Below are 25525 nucleotides of genomic sequence, written 5' to 3'. Positions count from 1 at the left end.
AACTAAACAAAATGCAAAGAAGAAAGTTCATCAAGAATACGGCAGCCGCTTCAGCTGCTTTTTCCATTGTTCCCAGTCATGTTTTAGGCAAAACCCATATTCCCCCAAGCGACACCTTGTATGTAGGTGCTTTTGGTGTTGGAGGAAGGGGAAATAATGTAATCAATGGCTTGAACGACACTGGAAGAGTGAAATTCGTATCGTTCTGCGACGTGGATGACCGTCGTGCCCAAGAAACCTACGAACAATTTCCGGATGTAAAACGATATAAGGACTTTCGAAAGGTTTTTGACAAACATCTGAACGACATTGATGCCATAGCCGTGGCTACGCCGGACCATACACACGCTACCATAGCTTTACCGTTTATGCGTGAAAAAAAGCATGCTTATGTGGAAAAGCCCCTTACACACAATATTTATGAGGCACGGTTAATGACCAAAACTGCTAGAGAAAATGGCATTGTAACCCAAATGGGGAACCAGGGAGCCTCCAGCGATGGTAGCCGAATAGCTCGTGAATGGGTAGAGTCTGGCATAATTGGAAACGTACATACCATAGATTGTTGGACCAACCGTCCTGTTTGGCCACAAGGAGTGCCCATGCCCACAAAACGAGACCGTATTCCAAGAGAATTGGATTGGGATCTTTGGTTAGGCCCTGCAAAAATGAGAGATTATAACGATGCGTATCTTCCTTTTAAATGGAGAGGGTTCTGGGATTTTGGTACCGGGGCTCTAGGTGATATGGGATGCCACATCATGGAAACGCCATTTAGTGTATTGGATCTTGGATATCCCACTGAGGCGGAGGCAAGTTGTACAACGGTATGGGTAGATGATTTTGTGGAGGCAGATTACAGCCATTCCTGTCCACCTTCTTCCAAAATACACTTGAAATTCGAGCATGAGGAACACGGTGATATTGCCTTGAATTGGTACGATGGGGGATTAAAGCCCAACCTGCCGGACGAACTCAAAGATGATGAAACCATTGGTGACACCGGTGGTGGTACCGTAATTTATGGAGACAAAGGAATCCTGGTATGTGATACGTATTCCCAAAATGCCAGATTGTTGCCTTCAGAAATGATGGACCTCTATAACGCCCCAGAACCAAAATACCCAAGGGTTCCAGGAGGTATCGGAGGTCACTTTGCCAATTTTGTGGATGGTTGCCAAAATGGTACACCAACCTCTTCCAATTTTGAAAAAGCCGGTAGATTGACAGAGACCGTGCTCATGGGTAACCTCGCCGTAAAAGCTTATCAATACAAAGAATTGAAAGAAGGCAAAAAAGTGGGTGATTGGGCGCCTTATGCTTTTCCAGGAAGAAGAAAGTTGTTCTGGGACGGTGACAATATGAAGATCACCAACTACGAAAAGGCAAACGACTGGGTAACCAGAGATTACCGCGAAGGTTGGGAACTGTAATAGATCAACAAATAACAGTACTGGAAAATGGCCCCTGCTTGGGGGTCATTTTTTGTTTTTATAATGCTTGGCTAAACACGAATCACGCAAATGCCCACAAAGACAGAAAATGATGTCATTCTGAACGAAGTGAAGAATCCCCACCTTGCCATCAACGAAGAGAGTTAATCTGTTTATGGGAGTTTTCGTCGCAAACTCGCTCGAAATGACACTTCAGAAATAAAGTTTAGCACGAATTACACAAATGCCCACAAACACAGAAGATGATGTCATTCTAAACGAAGTGAAGAATCTCGACCTGGCATCAAGGATGAAAGTTAATCTGTTTATGGGATTTCTCGACTGCGCTCGAAATGACATTTCAGAAATAAAGGTTGACATGAATTACACAAATGCACACAAACACATAAGATGATATCATTCTGAACGAAGTGAAGAATCCCCACCTTGCTATCAAGGGTGAGGGTTCATTTGTTCAGGGGATTTCTCGACTGCGCTCGAAATGGCACTTCAGAAATAAAGGTTGACATGAATTACACAAATGCCTACAACTACAGAAGATGATGTCATTCTGAACGGAGTGAAGAATCTCCTCTTTGCCAGCAAGGGTGAGGGTTCATTTGTTTATGGGATTTCTCGACTGCGCTCGAAATGACATATTTTCATTGCTCATTGCTCCATTATATTAAAACAGTTTTAGCTGACCATTTTTGTATTGTTCATGGAGTTGGCTGTTTAAAGACGGAAAGCTTTTCCCCTTAAAGTATCGTTTTTTGGCTATTTGAGCCATTTCGTGTATTTGCTCCGCGATTTTCCCTTCTCCTTTTGTTCTAGTACCAAAACGGCTATCATTTACGGTTCCTCCGTGACAATCCTGAATTTGATGGAGTACCTTTTCGGCTCTATCGGGCATGGTCTTCTTTATCCAATCTGAAAACAGTTGTCCTATGGCCCCGTTGAGCCTTACCACCGTGAGCCCAAAAGATAGTGCACCGTGGTCGGCGACAGCTTTGGCCAGTGGTAATAGTTCGTGGGAATTAATTCCTGGAATAATGGGAGCCAACATGGCGTTGACCGGGATGTTGTTTTCGGAGAGTGTTTTTATGGTCTGTAAACGCTTAGCTATCGATGCAGTTCTTGGTTCCAGTATCCTTCTTGTTTTTTCCGATAATGTGGTCACCGAAACATTCACACCTACCAATTGGTGTTTATTTAATTCTTTTAAAATATCAAGGTCCCTTAATACCAAGGAATTTTTTGTAATGATGCCCACGGGATGTTTATACTTTAAAAACACTTCGAGACATTTGCGCGTAATCCCAAGCTTTTGCTCCGCTGGCTGATAACAATCGGTGTTCCCCGATAAAACAATGGTCTGTGCCGTCCATTTTTTGTGTTTGATCTTTGCCTCCAGAAGTTCTGGTGCCGATTTCTTGACCAATATGCTTCTTTCAAAATCCAGACCGGCGCTATAACCCCAATACTCGTGGGTATTTCTGGCATAGCAGTAAATACAGCCATGTTCACAGCCTTGGTAGGGGTTCATGGAATACATCATTCCAACATCCGGACTATCGACTTTGTTCACAATGGTCTTTGGAAAAATAGGAATGTATTTGGTTTTGTTGCTTTCCGCTTCTTCACCTTCCAACCTGCAGAATTCCAAAAAGTCATCCCGTGTTTCGAACACATGTTCTAAAAACCTGTTGCTCGTATTTTGTTGAGCGCCCCTTCCTTTCAAAAATTCTTTGAACGACATTTTATGGATTTATTCCAAATATATGGATTTATTCCGTTTATCATTGTCAATTAACTATAGGCTCTGTCCTATCGAGTGCGGTCGGGACATTGAGGAGCGGTGTTGATGGTAAAGGGTAAAGGGCAAAGGATTAATGGACAACAAACAACCAAAATGATTCATGTAGTAAAGGATGACACGAATCACACAAATGTCCACAAAGACAGAAGATGATGTCATTCTGAACGAAGTGAACAATCTATACCTTGGCATCAAGGATGAAAGTTAATCTGTTTATGGGATTTCTCCACTGCGCGCGAAATGACACTTCAGAAATAAAGGTTGACACGAATCACATAAATGTCCACAAAGACAGAAGATGATGTCATTCTGAACGAAGTAAAGAATCTCCACCTTGCCAGCAAGGGTGAAAGTTCATTTGCTTATGGGATTTCTCGACTGCGCTCGAAATGACACTTCAGAAATAAAGGGTGACAAGAATTACACAAATGTCCACAAAGACAGAAGATGATGTCATTCTGAACGGAGTGAAGAATCTCCTCTTTGCCAAATAAAAAAGCCGGGCATTTGCCCAGCTTTTAGTCAATGGTCAGGTTGCCTCGATTAGAGGGTAAAAATATCCTTTACTTATTTATCCAAACCAAAATATTCAGCCACAGCATCATAGTCGTTGGTATCCACTCCAGCAGCTTTAAGTTCGTCCATAATACTCTGTTGAGCATTTTTAGCACCGGTTGTAGTTTCTATGGCGATTATCTTTAAATTAATAAAATATCCTGCCGAGATATTATAAGCCGCGTCATTGGTCGAGTCTACGAATTGAATCGAACCATTACTGCTATCTTGGTTGTAAAACAATCTTGTATAGAAAAGATTCGCCTCCATTGGGCCTGGTACAGCATAAACTACATTATTCTTATTCGTTAGATAGAAAAGCATGGCATAATTTGGTAGGTCAACAGGATCCATTGGTATTGTAAATGGCAAGTTAGTTCCTGAAAAATCAGTAAGAAGAATATTAAATGCCTGAACATTTGCATTACCATCGGAGCCATTAACACCATTGGTGCCATCGGCTCCTTGGCAATCCAATGCATCAAAATTACCATCATCGTTAATGTCTTCATCGGCATCCCCTACACCATTTCCGTTAAGGTCCCAACAGCTAATACCATCGGTGCCATCAGCACCATCACCACCATTGGCACCATCGGCTCCGGCTATTCCCTGCTTTCCTTGAGGTCCGGTCTCTCCCCGATCCCCTGTGCAAGAAACCAAAACCATTGCCATACACATGATGGCCATACTTAAAAATTTTAATGTTTTCATAACTTTTTATTAATTGTTAAAAGGGTTAATGGCTCCAAAAGTATTGCAGATGTAGGGTGGTTTTGGGGCCTAACTAACCAATGGTGGTTATGGTTTGATGAATGACGGTTAAGAATTGATAACCAAAATTTATTGTAGGTTTTTTCTTTCTTTTTTGGTCGATGAAAAATTAAAAAGCCCCGAACCGGGGCCATTATTTTCTTTTGTGGGTGATTTATTTTCTTATGGTCCAAAAACCTTCTTCGTGTGCTGTCACTTCAGAAATAAGGGTTGACACGAATTACACAAATGTCCACAAAGACAGAAGATGATGTCATTCTCAACAAAGTGAAGAATCTCCTCTTTGCCAACAAGGATAAAAAATCATTTTGTTTATGGGATTTCTCGACTGCGCTCGAAATGACACTTCAGAAATAAAGGGTGACAAGAATTACACAAATGTCTACAACCACAGAAGGTGATGTCATTCTGAACAAAGTGAAGAATCTCCTATTTGCCAGCAAGGGTGAAAAATCATTTTGTTTATGAGATTTCTCGACTGCGCTCGAAATGACACTTCAGAAATAAAGGGTGACAAGAATTACACAAATATCCACAAAGACGGAAGATGATGTCATTCTGAACAAAGTGAAGAATCTCCACCTTGGTATCAAGGGTGAGAGTTGATTTGTTTATGGGATCTCTCGACTGAGCTCGAAATGACACTTCAGAAATAAAGGGTTGACACGAATCACATAAATGTCCACAAAGACAGAAGATGATGTCATTCTGAACGAAGTGAAGAATCTCCTATTTGCCAGCAAGGGTGAAAAATCATTTCGTTTATGAGATTTCTCGACTGCACTCGAAATGACACTTCAGAAATAAAGGGTGACAAGAATTACACAAATGTCCACAACCACAGAAGATCATGTCATTCTGAACAGAGTGAAGAATCTCCTATTTGCCAGCAAGGGTTAGAGTTAATTTGTTTATAAGATCTCTCGACTGCGCCCGACCTGACAACTTATTGCTTTTATGATTGATTACGGCTATTCAATTTATTTGAAATCCACTTTCACCAATTGTTTTCTGCTCCCTCTTTTAGCGTAGAAAAGCATTTTGTCCTGGCTCTGGTCCTTGAGTGGTTTGGAAACCATAAACGGTAATCTGGCTTCTTGTTGATCTATGATCTTTTCATAATCCATAACCCCATTTTCATCCAAAGAAATCATGAAAACATTGCGGTTACGACTGAATCCTTGTTTAAAAATCAATCGTTCGTTATTGATAAGTTGCGGGTTTTCCGCAGAAGTACAGATAAAGAAATACGTGCTGCCATCTTTACAATAGGAACTATAGGATGCGTAAGCACCATCACCTTGTGTCACCTCGGTTTTATTAATGTTGCGTGCCCATTCCATAGTGCCGTTCCGGCCCAGTTTAACACTGACAATATCGTTGTAATGATACCGCTCGATCTTTACGCGTTGTCCGGCCCCTGTTGTTTCCAATCCGGTTGTTACAAAATACTCTTCCGCATTAAATAAAATCTCTTGTTCATCTGTTACCTCCACACCCTTAAAAACCAAATTTTTAATGTCATTATCTCCTTCACGACCAAATTTGTCTTCCATGAACTGTTGTGAGAACGGGTTGTATTTTTGTGTCCTAATGTCCAAGGTGTTAGGGTCTGTGTCAAAATAGACAATGCCGTTGTACCGATTGTCTTTTCTATCCGCATAAAAGCCTACGCACACCAGTTTATCTTTAATGGGAACCGGATACAATGCTTCCGGGTATTTTCCCGGATCCACAAAAGACTGCGTTTTGTGGCCATATGGTGAAAACTTGATCAACTCGTACTGAAACTTTCTCTCATCTACCCTAAAACGTCGCTTTTTAAAATACGCCTTACCAACCACATATGCTGTTTTAAGGTCTGGCGAAAAAGCAACATTTTCAAAAGCATAGTTTTTTTCTTCTATTTCATCGGAAAAGTCGTATTCGAATTTTTTGTTAAGTGCCGTATCGAACATATGGATCATATGCTTGTTGCTCTTCCCTCTTTTATGGTGCGTACTGATTACAAAGCCGGCCTTATTTTCATCAAAAAGAATGGCGGTGGTAAACCCTCTCGAAAAATCCCTATTGTAGTAGTTTTTCCCTACGGGATCGTTCACCTGTTCAGAAGCGATGGAAAGCAACTTCTTCTCCTTAAAATTAAAATCTATAATGGGGCTGGTATGTATCCAATATTCGTATTGTCCACTTAACCCATTATAATTGAGGAACATCAAGTTCAACTGACCATTTTTGAGAAAGGCATTCAGAAAATCCAGTCCCTTGAGCTTATAGTTGTATTCGGATACCAGTTCCAAATCGCTGTTGTATTTTTCAATAAGGTATCCTTTGGGTTTAAGAATCAATCCTTGGTAGTAAGCACGCACTAAAATGTATCCTCCCGAATCGTCTTCATCCAAGGCAACAAGGTTGGAATAGCGATATCTGTCGCGATACTTTTCACCAAAATCGTAGGATACCGGCATTTTTTGGGCGTTCACCGCCATGCCTGCAAGTACAAAGCAAAGTAGTAATAGGGTTTTTTTCATGGTCTGGCTTGGTTAGGCCAATGGTCATGATCCGGGGAAATCGGCTTTACGTTTTTCCAAAAACGCGGAAGTACCTTCTTTAAAATCATCGGTACCAAAGCAAGTGCCAAAAGCATCAATTTCCACCGAATAGCCATCAGCGTCATACTTAAAACCAGCATTTATTGCTTTTATTGCGTGTTTTATGGCAACGGTAGAATTATTCGATATCCTGCCCGCTATTTTTTTGCAGAATGGCAACAGTTCTTCACTGGATACAACGTGATTCACCAATCCATAACCAAAGGCTTTGTCGGAATCAACCATCCCCGCTGTCATGATCATTTCCATAGCACGGCCCTTTCCGACCAACTGGGGCAGTCGTTGAGTGCCTCCATAACCTGGGATAACCCCCAACGAGACCTCAGGAAGTCCCATTCTTGCATTACTGCTGGCTACCCTAAAATGACAGGCCATGGCCAGCTCCAATCCACCACCAAGAGCAAAACCATTAATAGCGGCAATAACCGGCGTGGAAAGGTTTTCAACAAAATCGAAGAGTTTCCGTTGCCCTGCGGCGGCCAATTGACGCCCCTCTTTAACGGAATAATCGGAAAATTCAGAAATATCGGCACCCGCTACAAAAGCTTTTTCACCGCTTCCGGTTATAATAATGACTTTTGTTTCATTGTCCTCATCCAATTCCTTGAAAGCTACATGGAGCTCATCAATGGTTCTTTTGTTAAGGGCATTGAGCTTTTTGGGTCTGTTTATGGTTATGGTGGCCAAATTGTTCTCTTCCTCAATGTAAATGTTTTCAAAATCCATATATACTGATGTTTGAGACGGTCTGTGACGTGTCCGCCATTATTATTTATGTTCTTTAGGAAACTCAATGGTAAACACGGTTCCCTTTCCCACTTTTGAGGTAAAGTTAATGGTTCCCCCATAGTTTTCCACAATGTTCTTTACCATGCCCAAGCCCAATCCCGTTCCGCTGGACTTAGTGGTGAACTTGGGCTCAAAAATACGATGCTTATACTCGTCGGCAATACCAAGTCCATTATCTGCTATGGAGATTTTTACATGCTCACCCACCGTGGCAACCGTTACCAAAATCCTGGGCGATTCCACATCGGGAACGGCCTGAATGGCGTTCTTCACCAAGTTGGTGATAACGCGGATCAATTGTGTGCGATCTAGTTTGGCTATGATTTCTTCCTCGTCAGCTATAAAATGAATGTAATCCTCATTAAAAATTTCCAGTGCCAGCTTTACCACTTTTACCACGTTCAAGGTCTCGTTTTGTTGCGCCGGCATATCCGCAAAACTGGAGAAGGCGGTGGCAATGTTGCTCATGGTATCGATTTGCTGAATCAAGGTTTTGGAGAACTCTTTCACCTTTTTCTGTATGTCGGGGTCGTTCGGGTCGAACTTGCGCTCAAAGCTTTGTACGGAAAGGCGCAATGGCGTCAATGGGTTCTTGATTTCGTGGGCAACCTGTTTTGCCATTTCGCGCCATGCCTGTTCCCGTTCGCTTCGTGCCAATTTTACAGCGCTTTCTTCCAATTCATCGATCATCCGGTTATAAGAGTCCACCAATTTGGCAATTTCCTCACCTGGGCTTTCCAAATATATTTTTTCATTTTGATGGGTCAAGTTGGTCCGGTTGATCTTGTCGGATATGGTCTGAAGCGATCTTGTAATGTATTTTGAAATAAAATAAGCTAAGATGATGGCAACTATAAGCATTAAAAGGTACACCATCCCCAATCTGAAAAGAAACTCCTTCAACTCCATATTGTTGAAGGTGTTATCTTCAAAATAAGGAAGGTTCATAATGCCGATGGGCTTAAACTTGAGGTCGTAGATGTACCTATAGGTAGCCTGATAGTTGTCTCCTGCCGCCCTTTTTTCCTCAACAAATCTGGTTTCCCCACTTTCTCTTAGAAAATTCAGCACTTCGGCATCAAGACAAGTCGCTATGGTATTGGATTCAAAGGTAGGCCTTGAACTTTTGATCAAATTGCCCTCGAGGTCGTAAATATTAAAATTAACATTCTGGATATTGGCTATCTCATAGATCTCTTCGCTGAAGATCAGATGGAGGTTTTCGGTCGTAATTGGGTAGGTAGTCTCTTTGAGCGTGTAATTAATGCTCTTCATCAACTGTTCCTCCTTTCGCTCCAACCTTTCTTTGTGATAATCGTTCCCCTGCTCCTTATATTGATAAACAGTGACCCCTGCAATCAATACGGAAGCCAGCACTACCAAGGTAATCATGGCAATGAATATGCGCGACCGTAAGGAGAGTTTTCTTAGCAAGATCGTTTGATTTAATGTTAAATTTAGCAATTATCGAGCCAAATAAAGTACACGTACAGGAGTCGACTTCAAATCCCAAAAAAGGCGACCATTTCCCTGATTGTTTAACTTGGGCTTTAATTCGGACTTGCTACGCATTGGGGTTCCTGTCCCGTACTTTCTTGTACCATCGAATGCCGAGCATCAGTAGCACCATAAGCACAATCATGCCCACTATGCCATAGATCCAATTGAAGGCACTTTTTAGAACCACCAAAAAAACGACTGCAAAAAGGATAATAGTGGCCACCTCGTTCCACATCCGCATAAATTTTGAAGTGTATTTGACCTCATCGCGCTGTAACTGCTTAAATATTTGATGACATTTAAAATGGTACACAAAAAGTAAAAGCACAAAAGCCAGTTTTACGTGCATCCAAGGTTGTTGCAACCACCCTGGCATTAAAATCAACAACCAAATCGCCGTAAGCGTACACAAAACTGCCGACGGCCAAGTGATGATATACCAAAGTCTTTTCGTCATCAACTTTAGTTGATCGGATAGTATTTCCTTATCGGGCGATGGTTTTTGCCAAGCTTCAATATGGTAGATAAAAAGCCTGGGGATGTAAAACAAACCCGCAAACCAGGTTACCACAAATATGAGGTGCAGCGATTTTATATAGGGATATAGCAATTGTCCAACTTTTAAAATTTACATACGAATGGCACCAATGCCATTCTCCCAAAGTTTGGTGTTAAAATTAGGGATTTCTGTATTCATTAAGATCTCTGCACGTTGCTTTAATCCGACCCATTGTGCTTCCAGTGCCGCTTTTCTATCTTTTGATGGTTGGTTGATTTGTGGCAATGCACTGTTGCTATGGTTCATTACAAACAGATATTCTGCGGTAAACTTGTTGGGGAAGTTCTCCACATCGTCATACGCTTGTGATTTGCGTTGAACCATTTCTCCATCCCAATTCTTTAATTTATCGAGCAATGTCTGACCTTCTTTTTTAAGTTCCTCATTATCCAAATCCTTCAAAAGCTCCTCCAACTGGTCTTGCACTTTTTTCAATTTGTTCACTTTGTTGTGCATGTCCGTCAACTTGGTCTCGAAATCCGTCATTATGGCGTGGTACTCTTCAAACCTTTCTTGGGAAATATCGGTGTTTGGTGCTGGTACAATAGTTCCTTGGGTTGAGACTGTTTTATCTCCGGCTTTCAAATTGATGGTGTAATTCCCCGGCGGCACCTTATGTCCTGTAAAATTGGCCTCGATATAAACTCCCGGCACACCTGGAACAATAGGTGTTTTTAAATCCCAAACGAAACGGTTCAGTCCCTTTTCTGTTCCCAAAACAGGTTTTGGTGGCGCCCCTCCTCCATTGTGCGGAATATAACTTTCATCTTTTGTGGAGGTAAAACTGCGAACTACTTTGCCCTGTCCGTCCAAAATTTCCATGGTCACTTCACTGGAATCCATTTTTTCTGGAAGATTGTAATAGATCACCATGCCGTTGGCAGGATTCACTCCCTCATAAGGATCGGTGCCATCCAGGTTTTTGGAATTACGGCTCATTGGGCTACCCCAGTTGGCGTGAATGGCTTCTTCAGGTTGATATAGTTTTAGCGCATTGGCAGCCCCTTTGTACTGAGCAAGTGTGGTAATGTTGTCCAAAATCCAGAAACTCCTTCCGGATGTCGCCACGATCAAGTCCCCTTTGTGCACTTTTAAATCGGTAATCGGTGTTTTCGGTAAATTCAGTTGCAAAGGCTCCCATTTTTTACCATCGTTCCACGATACATAAAGTCCCTTCTCGGTGCCCGCGTACAACAATCCTTTTTGTTCCTGATCTTCGCGGACTACACGGGTAAAGGCCCCATAAGGGATTCCTTCGCTAATGTTGGTCCAACTTTTCCCGTAATCGGTACTTTTGTAAAGTCCAGGGGTATAATCGTTGAACTTATATCGAGTGGTGGCAATGTATAAGGTTGCTGGATCATGGGGGGATACTTCAATGGCGTTCACCAAACATTCCTTTAACCCTTTTGGGGTAATATCTTCCCAGGATTCACCACCGTTTTTGGTCATGTGCACCAACCCGTCATCACTGCCTGTGATCAAAACACCGGCTTCATGTGGTGATTCAATAAGGTAAGCCAAAGTTCCATAGTTCTCCGCTCCTACCGCCTCGTTGGTGTATGGCCCGCCGCCTTTTCCTTGCAGTTCATCTTGGTCCCGGGTAAGGTCTGGGGATATTTCTTCCCAAGTTACCCCGTTATCCCTTGTTCGGAGGACCAATTGTGCTCCATGATAAAAAGTTCCTGGCTCGTGCTTGGACCAAATTATGGGTGCATTCCAATTGTACAGGTATTTCATATCGCGGGCATCACGTCCCAAATATTGAATAGGTGCCGCCATCACATTGCTGGACATTTTAGATTCCATGTCCAATAGTTCAATGGTTCCCAAATAACTACCGCCCATTACATAGCGGGGGTTATCCGGGTCAAAGCCCAAAAAGGCGCTTTCACCCCCAGCGGAATAGTGCCAGTCTTCTCTTCCGATACTCCATCTACCCACAGATAAACTTGCGATTTTGACCGAAGTATTGTCCTGCTGACCTCCATAAATATTGTAGGGAAAAAGGTTGTCCGTGTTAATACGATAAAATTGGGCGGTTGGCATATTGTCCAATGGTGTCCAGGTTTTCCCATAATCGAAAGTGATTGTAGCCCCACCATCATTTGCCATGACCATGTTTTTTGAATCCTCCGGATTGAACCAAAGATCATGGGTATCACTATGGGGAACGGAAATGGTTTCCCAGCTTTTACCCCCATCTTCCGAACGCAGCATGGGTGCACTCAACACATACACCGTGTTTTCGTCGTTTGGGTCTGCAAAAACTTCGATATAGTACCAAGCGCGTTGCACCAAACGGTTATCTCCACTTACCATCTGCCAACTTTCCCCAGCATCGTTGGAGACGAACAAACCTCCTTTATCTTGGTTGGAGTCACTTTCAATCAAAGCATACACCTTATCCGAATTGGCAGGACTCACAGATATGGCCATTTTCCCTTTTTCTGTTGGAAGACCTTTGGTCATCTCTTTCCAAGTGTTCCCGCCGTCGGTACTTTTATACAAACCGCTTCCCGGTCCTCCGCTGATCACTTTATTGGGTTTACGCTGATGCTCCCACATGGCCGCATACAATACCAAGGGGTTGTTGGCATCCATGGAAAGTTCCGCTGCGCCAGTGCCTTGGTCCACATAAAGAATCTTCTCCCAACTTTTTCCTCCATCCATGGAACGGTATACCCCTCTTTCCTGATTTGGAGCATACAATGCGCCTTGAGCTGCCACGTAAACAATATCTGGATCGGTCGGGTGGACAATGATCCGCGAAATGTGCTGTGTTTTTTCGAGACCCAACTTTATCCATGTTTTTCCTGCATCGTTGGATTTGTACATGCCATCACCATAGGAAGTCATTACGCCCCTTGGTGCATGTTCCCCCATTCCACAATACACAACATTAGGGTTGGATCGCGATACGGCAACCGCTCCCACTGAACCCATTTCAAAAAATCCATCCGAAATGTTTTCCCATAGGCCTCCAGCATTGGTGGTTTTCCAAAGACCACCTCCAGTTGTGCCCATATAATAGGTCAAGGGGTCACCTACTACGCCACTTGCGGTTACGGAACGTCCACCCCTAAAAGGGCCAATGTTCCTAAATTTCATCGGTTCAAAATAATCGTTGGCGGTCTGTGCAAAAGTGAGTGTTCCAAAAATTGCACTTACTAAAAAAAGAAGTCCTTTTTTCATGGTGTTGGTTGGTTTGTTTTAAAGAAGTAATGTAATGTGTAAAATAAAAGCCCCTATGAAAAACATAAGGGCCTTTTTATCTATTCTTCAATGCTCAAATAATCCAATTTAAGCTGATTGAATTCTTCATTGAAGGCTGAAATTTCCTTGTCGATCAAGGCATCAAAAGCATTCAATTGTGCGTTTATTTTTCCTGACATCTCATTTTTAACAGCAATATCCTGCTCTGTTGGAGGGAAATCATCAAAGGAAACCAAACTGTTCAAATGCGCTAATTTATTGGTCAACTTGATGGGGAAGTTCAATGGGTCCTGACGACTTCTGTTCTTGGTTTGATAGAGTTCCTTTTCGATTGCCCCAAACTCTTCTTTCAACTTTTTGGCCTTATCCACCAAAGCTTTTGTTGCTTCATCATCTTTATACTTTTTGATGAATTCATCCAACTTACCATTAATAACTCTGATCTTTTTGATGGATTGATGTGCCCTGTCCACAGTTTCGTTCACTTCGGTGATGAAATCGTATTGTTTTTGCATATCGGCCACCGTTACCTCGGCCCTGGGATCAGGGAGAATGGTAAAGTTTTCCGTTTGGGTCTCGCCGTTTACGTTCAATGTAACTTTGTATGTTCCCGGTACTGCTTTTGGCCCATTTAAGTTGGCACCCCAAAGAATCATACCCTTCAACAATTCAGCTCCTTTACCTCTTGTATTCCAAACATAGGTATTGCCTCCTTTTTTTGCCTCCAACTTTTTGTCTTTTTCCTCAGCATAAGTACTGTAGGTAGCCAAGGTATCCCCGTTCATTTTGGTATAGGTCAATGCGATACTATCCTTTTCGGAGAAATCTTTCAAGTAAAAATGGGTAATTACTCCATTGGCCAGGTTTTCACCTTCTGTTTTGGATGGCCTACTTGCAGCTCTACCTTTGGTTCTATAGCTATCTCTTGGCTTGTACAAAATGGCATCTGCGGATTTCTTTGCTTCATCCAATTGATGTAGAACGGTAAGATCATCGATCACCCAAACACTTCTACCTTGGGTTGCCACGATTAAGTTATCATCTTTAATGGCCAGATCAGTAATAGGTACTATGGGCAGGTTCAATTGAAACTTTTCCCAATCGGCACCATCGTTAAAGGAGATGTACATGCCTGTCTCGGTTCCCGCATACAATAAGCCTTTTCTTTTTGGGTCTTCACGGACCACACGGGTAAAGTGTTCATTTTCTATTCCATTGGTGATTTTGGTCCAAGTTTTACCATAATCAGTGGTTTTGTACAAGTAGGGTGCAAAATCGCCCAGTTTATAGCGTGTAGCGGCAACGTAGCAAGTACCTTCATCAAAAGCAGAGGGCTCAATACTATTGACCATGTTCCACTCGGGCATGTTCGGAGGAGTCACGTTTTCCCAAGTTTGGCCTCCATCTTTGGTCACGTGGATAAGTCCGTCGTCACTGCCTACCCAAAGCAACCCTTCTTTTAAGGGGCTTTCGTTGGCTGCAAAAATGGTGCAGTAATATTCCACACTGGTATTATCTTGGGTAATGGGTCCTCCACTGGACACCAATTTCGAAGGGTCGTTCCTAGTGAGGTCACCGCTCAACAATTCCCAACTTTGACCTTCATTCGTTGTCATGTGAACATGGTTGGAGAAGGTGTATAGCTTTTTGGGATCATGCTTGCTGAACATAATAGGGTAGTTCCACTGAAAACGATACTTCATTCCCTCAGCACCATAACCCATAGGGTTATCTGGCCAAACATTTATGGCTCTTCTGGTATTTTTAGCATGGTTGATACGAGTAAGAAATCCACCATAGCTGCCACCGTATACAATATCGTCGTTGGTTGGGTCTACGGCAATATGAGCAGACTCACCTCCTGCTGTAGATTCCCAATCATCCTCTCCTATGGACCCGTCATCGCTTCTATAGTTGATTCTTACCGTTGAGTTATCCTGCTGTGCCACATAAATTCGATATGGGAATGCATTATCCGTAGTGACCCTGTAAAACTGTGCAGTGGGCTGATTGTGATAGGTACTCCAGGTTTCTCCACCATCGTAACTTACCTGGGCCCCACCATCATCGGCCATGATCATACGGTTGGAATCTTCTGGAGCAATCCAAAGGTCATGGTGATCACCGTGCGGAGCATTGTTGGATTCAAAGGTTTTTCCCCCATCGGTACTTTTATGGTAACGCACATTCAAAACATATACGACGTCTTCATCATTGGTATCGGCATAAACCCTTGTGTAATACCAAGCACGCTGTCTCAAACTTCTATCACTATTAACCAAGGACCACGTTTTACCTGCATCTTCCGACCGGTACAAACCACCTTTGTCCTTGTTCTCCACCATCGCCCACACTCTATTACTGTTTTGAGGCGAAACGGTCACACCAATAATACCTAATGTATCGGTCGGAAAACCTTCGTTGTTGGAAATTTCCGTCCAAGTTTCCCCGCTATCGGTACTTTTCCATAGCGCGGAACCTTCGCCGCCGCTGCTTAAGCTATAAGGTGTACGTTGTACTCTCCATGTTGATGCATATAATATTCTAGGATTGTTGGGATCAAAAGTAAGATCAACAGCCCCTGCCATATCGTTGGCATAAAGTACTTTTTTCCATGTTTTGCCACCATCCGTACTTTTATAGACACCTCTCTCGGTGGTTGGCTTGTACAGGTTTCCCATTACCGCTGCATATACAATATTGTGGTCCTTGGGATGGATTCTCATTCGGGAAATATGACGGCTTTTATCCAAGCCCAAAGATGTCCATGTTTTACCGGCATCTTCGGTCTTCCAAATGCCATATCCTGAAGAGACATTTCCACGAACGGTCTGCTCACCACCACCTACATAAATCACATTATGGTCGCTTTGCGCTACCTCAACGGCACCAATACTGCCACCAAAGTAACCATCCGAAATGTTTTCCCAGGAACGACCTCCATCCTTAGTTCTCCAAACACCTCCTCCTGTGGCACCGAAATAAAATAAGTTCGGTTCTCCAGGAACTCCGGCAACCGTTCCGGAACGTCCTCCGCGAAAAGGGCCGATCAATCGGTAATCCAAGCTCGAGTAAAGTTCTTCGGGATATTCAGGCGCGCTTTGTTTTTTGTTCCTGCGCTGGGAATGCATTGGGGTAATAAACAAGGTTGCGGTAAGCAAAAGCATACCAAATTTGAAAAAGCAAGTCTTCATGTTAAAAGTGTTGAGTTAGTCAGCCTTAAATGTAGTGAAAAAGGCGCAAAAAAAGTTGCCCAATATTTTGTACTTTAACCCAGCATAAAAACTCAAAAACTAAATCATGCTCAAATTTTTTAAGCTCGCAACTTTACTTTTGATCATTGCAGCTTGTAAGGACCAATCAAACAAAAAAACAGAAGAAACAACGGCCCCGCCCGAACAAAAAACATCTGAATGGACCTGTCTTTTTGATGGCACCAGTTTGGAAGGATGGCGCGGCTACAATATGGATTCGCTCCCTCCTGGATGGACCATTAAAGACAGCATCCTCACTTTTGACACAGAATTAGGACTGGAACAGAATTATACGGGTGGAAAAGATATTATTTATGGAGCCGAAGAGTTCGATAATTTTGAGCTCTATCTGGAATGGAAAATACCTGAAGGAGCCAATAGTGGTATTTTTTACCATGTGAAAGAAGGGTATGACGGTCCGCCTGAAGTGGCTCCGGAATATCAAATCATCGATGATGCGAACTACGCGGACATCCACGATTTGGTGGGCTACAATTCACAGTTTGGCGCCGAGCACCCGGAATTGCTTCAAGATTGGCAGAAAACAGGTGCCGATTATGCCATGCACGTTGCGGACGATTCGCAAAAACAATTAAATCCCGTGGGCGAATGGAATTCCTCTAAAATCGTGTTCACTCCCGAAAAAGTGGAGCACTGGCTAAACGGCAAAAAATTATTGGAATTTGTGCCATGGTCCGACGATTGGAAAGCCAAAAAAAATTCAGGAAAATGGGACAATGCCCCCGATTACGGAAAATACAAAACGGGCTATATTGCCCTTCAAGACCATGCGAGCCCAATTTGGTTCAGAAACATAAAAATTAAAAAACTATAACCCCCAGAAAATGAACAAAAGAGAATTTATCAAGAAAAGTAGTGTAGGTGCACTCGGTATTATGCTGGCACCTTCCATTTTAAAGGCAGGATTTCCAAAAGACAAGCTTAGAACGGCCCACATTGGAGTCGGTAATATGGGAATGGAGGATTTAAAAGCGGTTTCATCGCACGGGGCAGTGGAAGTAGTGGCACTCTGCGATGTTGATGCCATCAATCTATCAACGGCACATAAAATGCACCCGGGAGCACGTATCTTTTTTGATTATCGTGCCATGTTGGAAGAAATGGGCGATGAAATAGATGCGGTAATTGTTTCAACACCAGACCATACACATGCACCCGCTTCATTAATGGCGATGAACATGGACAAACCCGTGTACTGTCAAAAACCACTGACCCACTATGTTTCCGAATCCAGGGAGATGAAAAAAATAGCTGCCGAAAAAGGCTTGGTCACTCAAATGGGGATACAGGTGCACTCGTTTTACGATTACAAACTGGCCACGCTTTTAATTCAATCCGGGATTATTGGAAAGGTACACACCGTACATGCATGGTCTCCCAAAAACTGGGGATACGATGGCCCATTGCCAGAAGGTGAGGATCCCGTTCCGGACCAATTGGATTGGAACCTTTGGCTAGGCACCTCCAAAGAACGTCCTTATAAAAAAGATATGTACCATCCCGGAAACTGGAGGAAACTCATGGATTACGGCTGTGGCACTTTGGGCGATATGGGAGTCCATATCTTTGATACACCCTACAATGCTTTGGAGCTGGATGTGCCCAGAACCATTATGACGGAGTGCCGACCCACAAACGGATTTGGGTTCCCCGAAAAGAATACAGTTACTTACGAGTTCCCCGGAACAAAATATACTGACAAATCACTTAAATGGATTTGGTACGATGGTCCCGGAGCTCCCGAGATGCACGAGGACCTAATGTTACCGGGAATGGAAATGAAAAAGGGCAAAAACACAAACAAGAAAAATGATGATAACAGCATTTCCTTGGATGCCGGTGTAGCCGCAGAAAACGAATTGCCGGAACAGGGCGCTATGTTCGTAGGTACCAAAGGACGTTTGCTCCTGCCCCATTTTATGCAATTACCAAAAAAGATACGAAGAGGGAAATATGTGGACATCTCCAAAGAAATTGCCAAGGTTTCCGAAGAACACAATTTGGGAGAACCCATCAGAAATTATGCCACCGAAGGGCCAAAGCACTACCACCAGTTTGTGGATGCTTGTTTGGGCAAGGACACCACAACAGCCCCTTTTGATTATGCGGCCAGATTGACCGAAACCATTTTGTTGGGTACCATCGCCGGAAGGTTCCCTGGTGAAACCTTGCATTGGGATGCAGAAACCGCCCGGTTCAAGGAAGAAAAAGCCAATAAATATTTGGCCGGGGATTATCGGGATTTTTAATTTATGAAAAAACAAAATCCCATGTCACCCCCCGAAGAGTACTGGTTGAGCGGCCCCATCCCTGAAATACCAGCACTTTTGCAACCTGCGGCCCATGCCTTGTTGCAATCGGTTAGGGAGGTAAAGGAGTATGTTTCCGATTTTCCAGAAGAAAAACTTTGGGAAAAACCTTTTGGAAGGGCTGCGGTAGGGTTTCATCTAAGGCATTTGAGTGGTGTGTTGGACCGCTTACTCACCTACGCCAAAGAAGAAAGTTTGACAGAAGCCCAATTCCAGTTCTTGAAAAACGAGGGGAACGGCGAGAAAGCTCCTTCTTTACAACAATTGATTTTAGATTTTGAACAAAAAGTGGGCGAAGCGTTGGCTTATTTTAAAACCATCCCCGAAACCATTCTCACCGAACAACGATTTGTGGGGCGTAAAAAATTGCCCACGACCGTGATCGGATTACTGTTTCATGCAGCAGAGCATAGCCAACGTCATGTGGGGCAATTATTGGTAACGGTTAGTGTGTTAAAAAATCAATAGATTTATGGGTGGACCAAAGCAATATTTTTGTTTTTTACTTTTTTTATTCCCAGTATTGATGCTAGCACAAAACAGACTTCGAGATCATGGTGTTGAGATAGGGGTGCTGCACCCTGGGACTTTCAATGCCATCACAGATGTTCCTGGGGTCAAAGTTGGTCACTTCACATTAAATAAAGGAGATAGTATACGAACTGGGGTTACCTCAATTTTACCCCATTCCGGAAACATTTTTCAGGAAAAAGTTCCCGCGGCCATCTATGTGGGCAATGGATTTGGAAAATTGGCAGGTTACACACAAGTAAAGGAACTGGGCAACTTGGAAACTCCTATTATCTTGACCAATACCTTGAGTGTTCCAATAGCAGTGAATGCCATGATCGGTTACACACTCAATCTTCCAGAAAATGATAATGTGCGGTCTGTCAACGCCGTGGTCGGTGAAACCAACGATGGCTATCTTAACGATATCCGAGGACGACATATCATAGAAGAGCATGTGCTCAAAGCCATTGAAAACGCAACATCAGGACCTGTTACCGAAGGTAATGTTGGAGCAGGCACGGGAACCATTTGCTTTGGTTATAAAGGAGGTATAGGGACATCATCCAGAGTGTTGCCAAAAAAGTCGGGAGGTTATACCGTGGGGGTTTTGGTACAGACCAATTTTGGCGGGGTCCTCCAAGTGGCTGGTGTGGAAGTCGGTAAAAAACTAGGGCGCTATTCCAACAGTTTTACATATTCGCCCGATGGTTCCTGTATGATGGTAGTACTTACCGATGCTCCATTGAATTCCAGAAACCTGGAACGCTTGGCCAAACGGGCCATGTTGGGCCTTTCTAGAACAGGAGGGATTGCCAGTAATGGAAGTGGAGATTATGTGATTGCTGTTTCTACAGCGGAGGCATGTCGAATTCCTTATGAATCGGACAGCCCAATTCAAAAAGTACCGACCTTACGGAATGAGGCCATGACACCGTTGTTCCTTGCTACCATTGAAGCAACCGAAGAAGCTATTCTGAACTCCCTTTTTGCTGGTGAAACTACTGTTGGACGTGATGGGCACAAAATTGAGGCACTTCCAAAGAAAAAAGTGTTGGAGATGTTGAAAGAGGCAGGGAAAATAGACCGATGATATACCATCTGTAACAATCCTCTGTCATTTTACACTAATCTAAGTGAAGCAATCTTCTTTTTTTATAAATTAAACATCGGATAAACTAAAAACACTACCATGGATATTTTTGGAAAAATAAAGGAAAAACTCAGCAATGAGTTTATTGACATTGTTGAGTGGCTCGACTACACAGATGATACCATTGCCTATCGGTTCGAACGGTATCAAAATGAAATAAAGAATGGCGCAAAACTGATCGTTCGTGAAGGACAGACCGCTGTTTTCATCAACGAGGGTCAATTGGCCGATGTGTTCGAACCCGGCACCTATGAGCTTACTACCCAAAACCTGCCCATTTTAGCCACCTTAAAGGGTTGGAAATATGGGTTTAATTCTCCCTTTAAAGCAGAAATTTACTTTGTAAATACCCATCTATTTACCGACGAGAAATGGGGCACCAAAAGTCCAATTACCTTAAGTGATGACCGTTTTGGTTTGGTTGAGATACGAGCCTTTGGAACATATGCTTTTAAAATTTCCGATGCTGGAAAATTCATCAAAGATATTGTAGGGACCGACAGCAACTTTACCAATTTTGAAATCAATGAACACTTAAAAAGTTTGATCGCTACGCGATTCACAAATACCGTTGGCCAAGCCAATTTGCCCATTGAGCTTTATGCGGCCAATACCACCGAGCTTTCGGATACGTGCCGAGAGGTAATGTCTCCCGAATTTGAAAGTGTAGGTATTTCCTTGGAAAAATTCTACATCGAAAATGTATCCATGCCCGAGGATCTTAAAAAAGAAATCTTCGAGTACAGTAGAATTGATAAACTTGACTTGGATAAATTGACCAAATTCAAAACAGCCAAGGCCATTGAAGCCGCTGCCCAGAACGAAGGTGGCACTGCCGGCGCCGGAATGGGAATGGGAATGGGATTTGTCCTGGCCCAACAAATGGGCGGTATGATGGGCGGAAACGCTCAAAATGCACCTCAACAAACTGTGCAGCCAACAGGGGCGGTGCCTCCCCCAATGCCAACACAAACCATGTATTATTATGCTACAAACGGAACACAACATGGTCCAGTGAGTTTTGAGCAAATGCAATCCCTGTTCGCTTCTCGAACCATTAACCGTGATAGTTTGGTGTGGAAACAGGGCATGTCCGCATGGACGGCATTGAAAGAAGTGGAAGAATTAAAATCGTTCTTGGGAGGCTATACGCCACCGCCTTTGCCAACGGAGTAATCATTTTTCATCCTGTCATTCCTATGAAAACAGGAATCCAATAAACCATCAATATTCCCGCCTTTACGGGAATGAAGATATGGAAGAACAGAAAATCCAAAAGACCGAACTCAAAAAAGCCTGTGCCAATTGTGGGGCAGAACTAAAATACAAGCCAGGGACCACAAGTATCAGTTGTGAGTATTGTGGCCATGAGGAAACCATATCATTGGATGGGAAGGGGTTTGAGGAATTGGAGCTGTACCCTTTCCTAAAGGAAATGGGCGCACAAAAGCACAGTGAGGAAATTTCCATGCTGCACTGCAAAAATTGCGGTGCCGATCAACATGTAGAGGAAAATTACAAATCGCTCCATTGTGTGTATTGTGGACAACCTTTAGTAATCGAAGATGCTTACAAGGAAAACTGGATTTTGCCAGGTGCGGTCTTGCCCTTTCAAATAGATAAAAAACAATCCTTTATCATATTTAAAAATTGGGTAAAACGACTGTGGTTTGCACCGAACAACTTAAAAAAAGCATCTCTCGACCCTCAATTTACCAAAGGATTATACTTGCCCTATTGGACTTTTGATGCACAACTGTACGCATCCTACACAGGCCAGCGGGGCGAATATTATTACGAGACGCGAAGGGTCCGCAATTCTAACGGCAAAATGGTAACCCAAAGAGTCAGAAAAACGAGATGGTACCCAGCATCCGGAGAGGTTTCGGGCTTTGTGGACGATACATTGATCAAGGCTTCACACCAAAAAACGGGTCGGATTCCTTACAAAATTGCTTCTTGGGACTTAAATAAACTCCAGCCTTTCAACAGTGGGTTCCTCTCTGGATTTGTTACGGAAAAATATACTATTCCCTTAAAAGATGGCCACCTTCATTCCAAAGAAGTAGCTAAGGGGATTGCAGATTCTTGGTGCAGACGCGATATTGGCGGCGACACCCAACGTGTGCTTTCAATGGACATGAAATTAACCGAGGAAACGTTTAAACACATTCTATTGCCCGTTTATGTGAGTGCCTACCGTTACAACAGCAAGGAATATAATTTTTTCATCAACGGGGAAAACGGACGAATTTCGGGCACACGTCCCTATAGTTTTTGGAAAATCTTCTTTACCGTACTTGCTGTAATCGCCGTTATAGGTGTAATCGTCTTCCTTGCCAAAAAATAATTTTATTAGAAGTCATACCGAGCGTTTCAAAAGGATGACGAAGTATCTATTGACTAATCACGAGATTCTTCGTTACACTCAGAATGACATGGAGACCTTTACATAAACACCAAGCAAACAGGGTTTGGGTGATTGATTTCATTCAAAAAAGTTAGTGTCCCATTTTCCTTGTCTCTTTTGAAAACCACAATATTGCTTGTCTTTTTATTCGCGACCAACAAGAACTCCCCCGTAGGATCCATGGAAAAATTTCTGGGCCAATCCCCATGAACGGATTCCCTGCCCACCAATTCCAATTGCCCTGAAGTAGGATCGACCGCAAAAATCACAATGGTATTTTCACCACGGTTGGAACCATATAAAAATTTGCCATCCGGCGATAAATGAAGGTCGGCACAAAAGCTTTCGCCATCAAAATCGGCCGCCAAGGTGGGCACTACCTGAACTTCTTTATAATTACCCTTGGTCCCTTTTTCAAAAACCGAAATGGTACTGTTCAGTTCGTTGATGACATATAACAGCCGACCATTTTCACCAAAGGTGAAATGTCGTGGACCCGCCCCATCTTCAAACGGTAGGGAATATTGCTCTGCTGGGGAAAACTTTCCCTCTTTTTTCTTATATCTTTTAACCGCATCCAGTCCCAAATCCGTTACCATGAGGCCATCGGCATTGAACTGGGCCATATGTGCATGTGAGGTTTTCACGGAATCCAATGGTTTATGATCAATTATTTGTGGGTTTTCGGCAAGTGAACCGTCATCATTTAAAGAAAATATGGAAACATTCCCCCCTGTATAGTTGGCAACGGCCAATTGACCATCCCCGGAAAGTGAAACATGACAAGGGTGGGCCCCTTGTGTTCCCATACTGTTTTGGAGTTCCAAAATTCCCATGTTCAAACTAAAGGCAGTAACTCCTCCACCCAAGCTGTCAAAATCGGCTGTTTCCTGAACGGCATATAGGTTCTTCTTATCCTTCGAAATCGCCAAATAGGAAGGGTTGGTCAGCTTTGCTGCCAGTTTTTTGTTGGAAAGCTCACCTGTATTCGCGTCGAAAGTATAGGTGTAAATGCCCTCGCTGTCACCGTCGGTATATGTTCCAACAAACAGGGTATACATGGGTTTTTCTTCAGTTTTTTCGGTGCAGGCCATTGCCAAAACTGCAATTAAGCCCATAAGAACAATTTTATTCATGGCTGTTTGGTTAGGGCATCCAAATTAAACATTCTAAATCAAAAAGGAAGCATTAGGATAGTTCAGTCTTAATTTCTTTTTGAAGAAAAATTCCCGTTACAATGGTCGAAAGCACATCGGCTATGCAAAATGAAACCCATACCCCAATTTCACCCATAAAATTGGGAAGCAATAATATTAACGGGATAAAAAAGAAACCTTGACGTGTTAAGGTCAACAATAAGGCAGGAATGGCTTTGCCAATAGCCTGGAAATAAGCTGCCCCGATCAACTGTATGGCAATGATAGGCGTAGCGGCAAACACCAATCGCATGGCTAAGGGTATATGCTCCAGAACAAAGGCATTGGCTTCAATTTCTTCAGGCGATAACCCAGGCCTGTCACTCAAAAATAATGAGGCTATTTCCCCCGGAAATATCATGAGCAAAACAAAAACCACCGTGGCGACCAAAGCCGCATATTTAATAGCCGTATAAATGGATTCCTTTACACGATCGTACTTTACCGCTCCATAATTGTATCCAGCAATGGGCAAAAATCCTTGTGTGACCCCAAAGACCGGAAACAGGGCGAACATCAGCATTCTACCGATAATGGCATACACTGCTACCATGGCCTCTCCCCCCAAATTGAACAATATATTGTTCATCAATAAATAGGTGATGCTGGTCACCGCTTGGCGGGCCAAGGTCACAAATCCCAACGAACCGATTTCTCGAAGAATGGGGCGGTCCAATCCAAAGTGGGAAACATCGATCTTTAATTCGGAGTTGTCCGATAAGAAAAAATAAAAGACATAAAAGAAGCAAAGCAAATAACCAACAGTCGTTGCCCATGCCGCTCCGTGCATGCCCCAATCGAACACGTAGATGAAAATATAGTCCATGAGCAGGTTACCTACGGATGGAATGATCATCGCGATCATGGCAAATCGCGGTTTGCCTTCGGCACGGATTACGGAATTGCCCATCATACAAAGTGCCAAGAAAGGAACCCCGTACAAAATGATGGTGTAATAAATCTTTGCAGGTTCAAAAATGGAACCTTTGCCTCCAAAGGTGGGAATGAGGTTGTCAACGTAGTAAAGCCCAAGGGCTACCATGGTAACGGTAACCAATAAGGTTAATGTAATCTGGTTCCCAAAGGTTTTGAGGGCCTTTTCCCGATTATTGGCACCCAGTGCACGTGAAATAATGCTAGACCCACCAATACCAATGGCCATTCCCAAGGCAGCAATAAAAAAGGATACGGGCAATACCACATTAATAGCGGCAATGGCAATGGAACCTATCCAGTTTCCCACAAAAATAGAGTCCACCAGAACGTTCAGCGACATCACCAAAATACCGATAGAAGCGGGTACGGCCTGTTTGATCAGTATTTTTCCAATGGGCTCTTGCCCAAGTTCATCAGAGGTGATTTTGGCCATGCCAGTGGGTATTCGTTGTATTTTATATTAGAGTGAACAGCAAATC

General features: G+C 43.1%; 17 protein-coding genes. 7 read left to right on the top strand and 10 right to left on the bottom strand.

Annotation, left to right across the window (positions count from 1 at the left end; genetic code table 11):
- The first annotated feature begins 11 nt into the window (after positions 1-11).
- The gene (locus tag J0654_RS11250; protein ID WP_207028984.1) at positions 12-1433 is read left to right on the top strand and encodes a Gfo/Idh/MocA family protein; all 1422 of its coding nucleotides are present in this window, start codon (positions 12-14) and stop codon (positions 1431-1433) included.
- A gap of 685 nt (positions 1434-2118) precedes the next feature.
- Here the strand turns inward: J0654_RS11250 and J0654_RS11245 are convergent.
- The 8 genes from J0654_RS11245 to J0654_RS11210 form a co-directional block, all read right to left on the bottom strand.
- Complete coding sequence (locus tag J0654_RS11245; protein ID WP_207028982.1) at positions 2119-3192, bottom strand: PA0069 family radical SAM protein; 1074 nt, start codon at positions 3190-3192, stop codon at positions 2119-2121.
- A 627-nt stretch (positions 3193-3819) separates the two neighbouring features.
- Positions 3820-4521 carry a hypothetical protein gene (locus J0654_RS11240; RefSeq protein ID WP_207028980.1) on the bottom strand — a complete coding sequence of 234 codons (702 nt, stop codon included), beginning with the start codon at positions 4519-4521 and terminating at the stop codon, positions 3820-3822.
- A gap of 1040 nt (positions 4522-5561) precedes the next feature.
- A complete protein-coding gene (locus J0654_RS11235; RefSeq protein ID WP_207028979.1) occupies positions 5562-7112 on the bottom strand; it encodes a hypothetical protein in 1551 nt (516 codons plus the stop codon).
- Between the two features lie 24 nt (positions 7113-7136).
- Positions 7137-7919 (bottom strand): enoyl-CoA hydratase/isomerase family protein, encoded by a 783-nt coding sequence (locus J0654_RS11230; RefSeq protein WP_207028977.1) that lies wholly within the window; start codon positions 7917-7919, stop codon positions 7137-7139.
- A 42-nt stretch (positions 7920-7961) separates the two neighbouring features.
- Entirely contained in the window at positions 7962-9374 is a 1413-nt protein-coding gene (locus J0654_RS11225) for a sensor histidine kinase (protein WP_207029604.1), read from the bottom strand.
- Between the two features lie 172 nt (positions 9375-9546).
- On the bottom strand, positions 9547-10092 hold the full coding sequence (locus J0654_RS11220) for a CopD family protein (RefSeq protein WP_207028975.1): 546 nt from the start codon (positions 10090-10092) through the stop codon (positions 9547-9549).
- An 18-nt stretch (positions 10093-10110) separates the two neighbouring features.
- A complete protein-coding gene (locus J0654_RS11215) occupies positions 10111-13236 on the bottom strand; it encodes a VPS10 domain-containing protein (protein WP_207028973.1) in 3126 nt (1041 codons plus the stop codon).
- 80 nt (positions 13237-13316) lie between these two features.
- Positions 13317-16451, bottom strand: coding sequence for a WD40/YVTN/BNR-like repeat-containing protein (locus J0654_RS11210; protein ID WP_207028971.1), 3135 nt, complete (start codon positions 16449-16451; stop codon positions 13317-13319).
- Positions 16452-16557: 106 nt separating this feature from the next.
- Here J0654_RS11210 and J0654_RS11205 point away from each other — a divergent pair, with 106 nt between their 5' ends.
- The 6 genes from J0654_RS11205 (at position 16558) to J0654_RS11180 (ending at position 22854) form a co-directional block, all read left to right on the top strand.
- Entirely contained in the window at positions 16558-17346 is a 789-nt protein-coding gene (locus J0654_RS11205; RefSeq protein ID WP_207028969.1) for a 3-keto-disaccharide hydrolase, read from the top strand.
- A 10-nt stretch (positions 17347-17356) separates the two neighbouring features.
- Positions 17357-18781: a Gfo/Idh/MocA family protein gene (locus J0654_RS11200; RefSeq protein WP_207028967.1), complete on the top strand. Its 1425-nt coding sequence runs from the start codon at positions 17357-17359 to the stop codon at positions 18779-18781.
- 21 nt (positions 18782-18802) lie between these two features.
- On the top strand, positions 18803-19309 hold the full coding sequence (locus tag J0654_RS11195) for a DinB family protein (RefSeq protein WP_207028965.1): 507 nt from the start codon (positions 18803-18805) through the stop codon (positions 19307-19309).
- 58 nt (positions 19310-19367) lie between these two features.
- On the top strand, positions 19368-20444 hold the full coding sequence (locus J0654_RS11190) for a DmpA family aminopeptidase (protein WP_237685963.1): 1077 nt from the start codon (positions 19368-19370) through the stop codon (positions 20442-20444).
- 99 nt (positions 20445-20543) lie between these two features.
- On the top strand, positions 20544-21680 hold the full coding sequence (locus J0654_RS11185) for an SPFH domain-containing protein (protein ID WP_207028961.1): 1137 nt from the start codon (positions 20544-20546) through the stop codon (positions 21678-21680).
- 79 nt (positions 21681-21759) lie between these two features.
- On the top strand, positions 21760-22854 hold the full coding sequence (locus J0654_RS11180) for a TFIIB-type zinc ribbon-containing protein (protein WP_207028959.1): 1095 nt from the start codon (positions 21760-21762) through the stop codon (positions 22852-22854).
- 98 nt (positions 22855-22952) lie between these two features.
- Here J0654_RS11180 and J0654_RS11175 read toward each other — a convergent pair whose 3' ends face one another.
- Positions 22953-24050, bottom strand: coding sequence for a lactonase family protein (locus J0654_RS11175; RefSeq protein ID WP_207028957.1), 1098 nt, complete (start codon positions 24048-24050; stop codon positions 22953-22955).
- Positions 24051-24102: 52 nt separating this feature from the next.
- The gene (locus J0654_RS11170; RefSeq protein ID WP_207028955.1) at positions 24103-25479 is read right to left on the bottom strand and encodes an MATE family efflux transporter; all 1377 of its coding nucleotides are present in this window, start codon (positions 25477-25479) and stop codon (positions 24103-24105) included.
- Positions 25480-25525: the final 46 nt, after the last annotated feature.

This window comes from Flagellimonas profundi, from assembly GCF_017313275.1.
Taxonomy (GTDB): domain Bacteria; phylum Bacteroidota; class Bacteroidia; order Flavobacteriales; family Flavobacteriaceae; genus Flagellimonas; species Flagellimonas profundi.
Note: the sequence above shows the minus strand (reverse complement) of the source record. Positions and strands in the feature narration are given on the sequence as shown.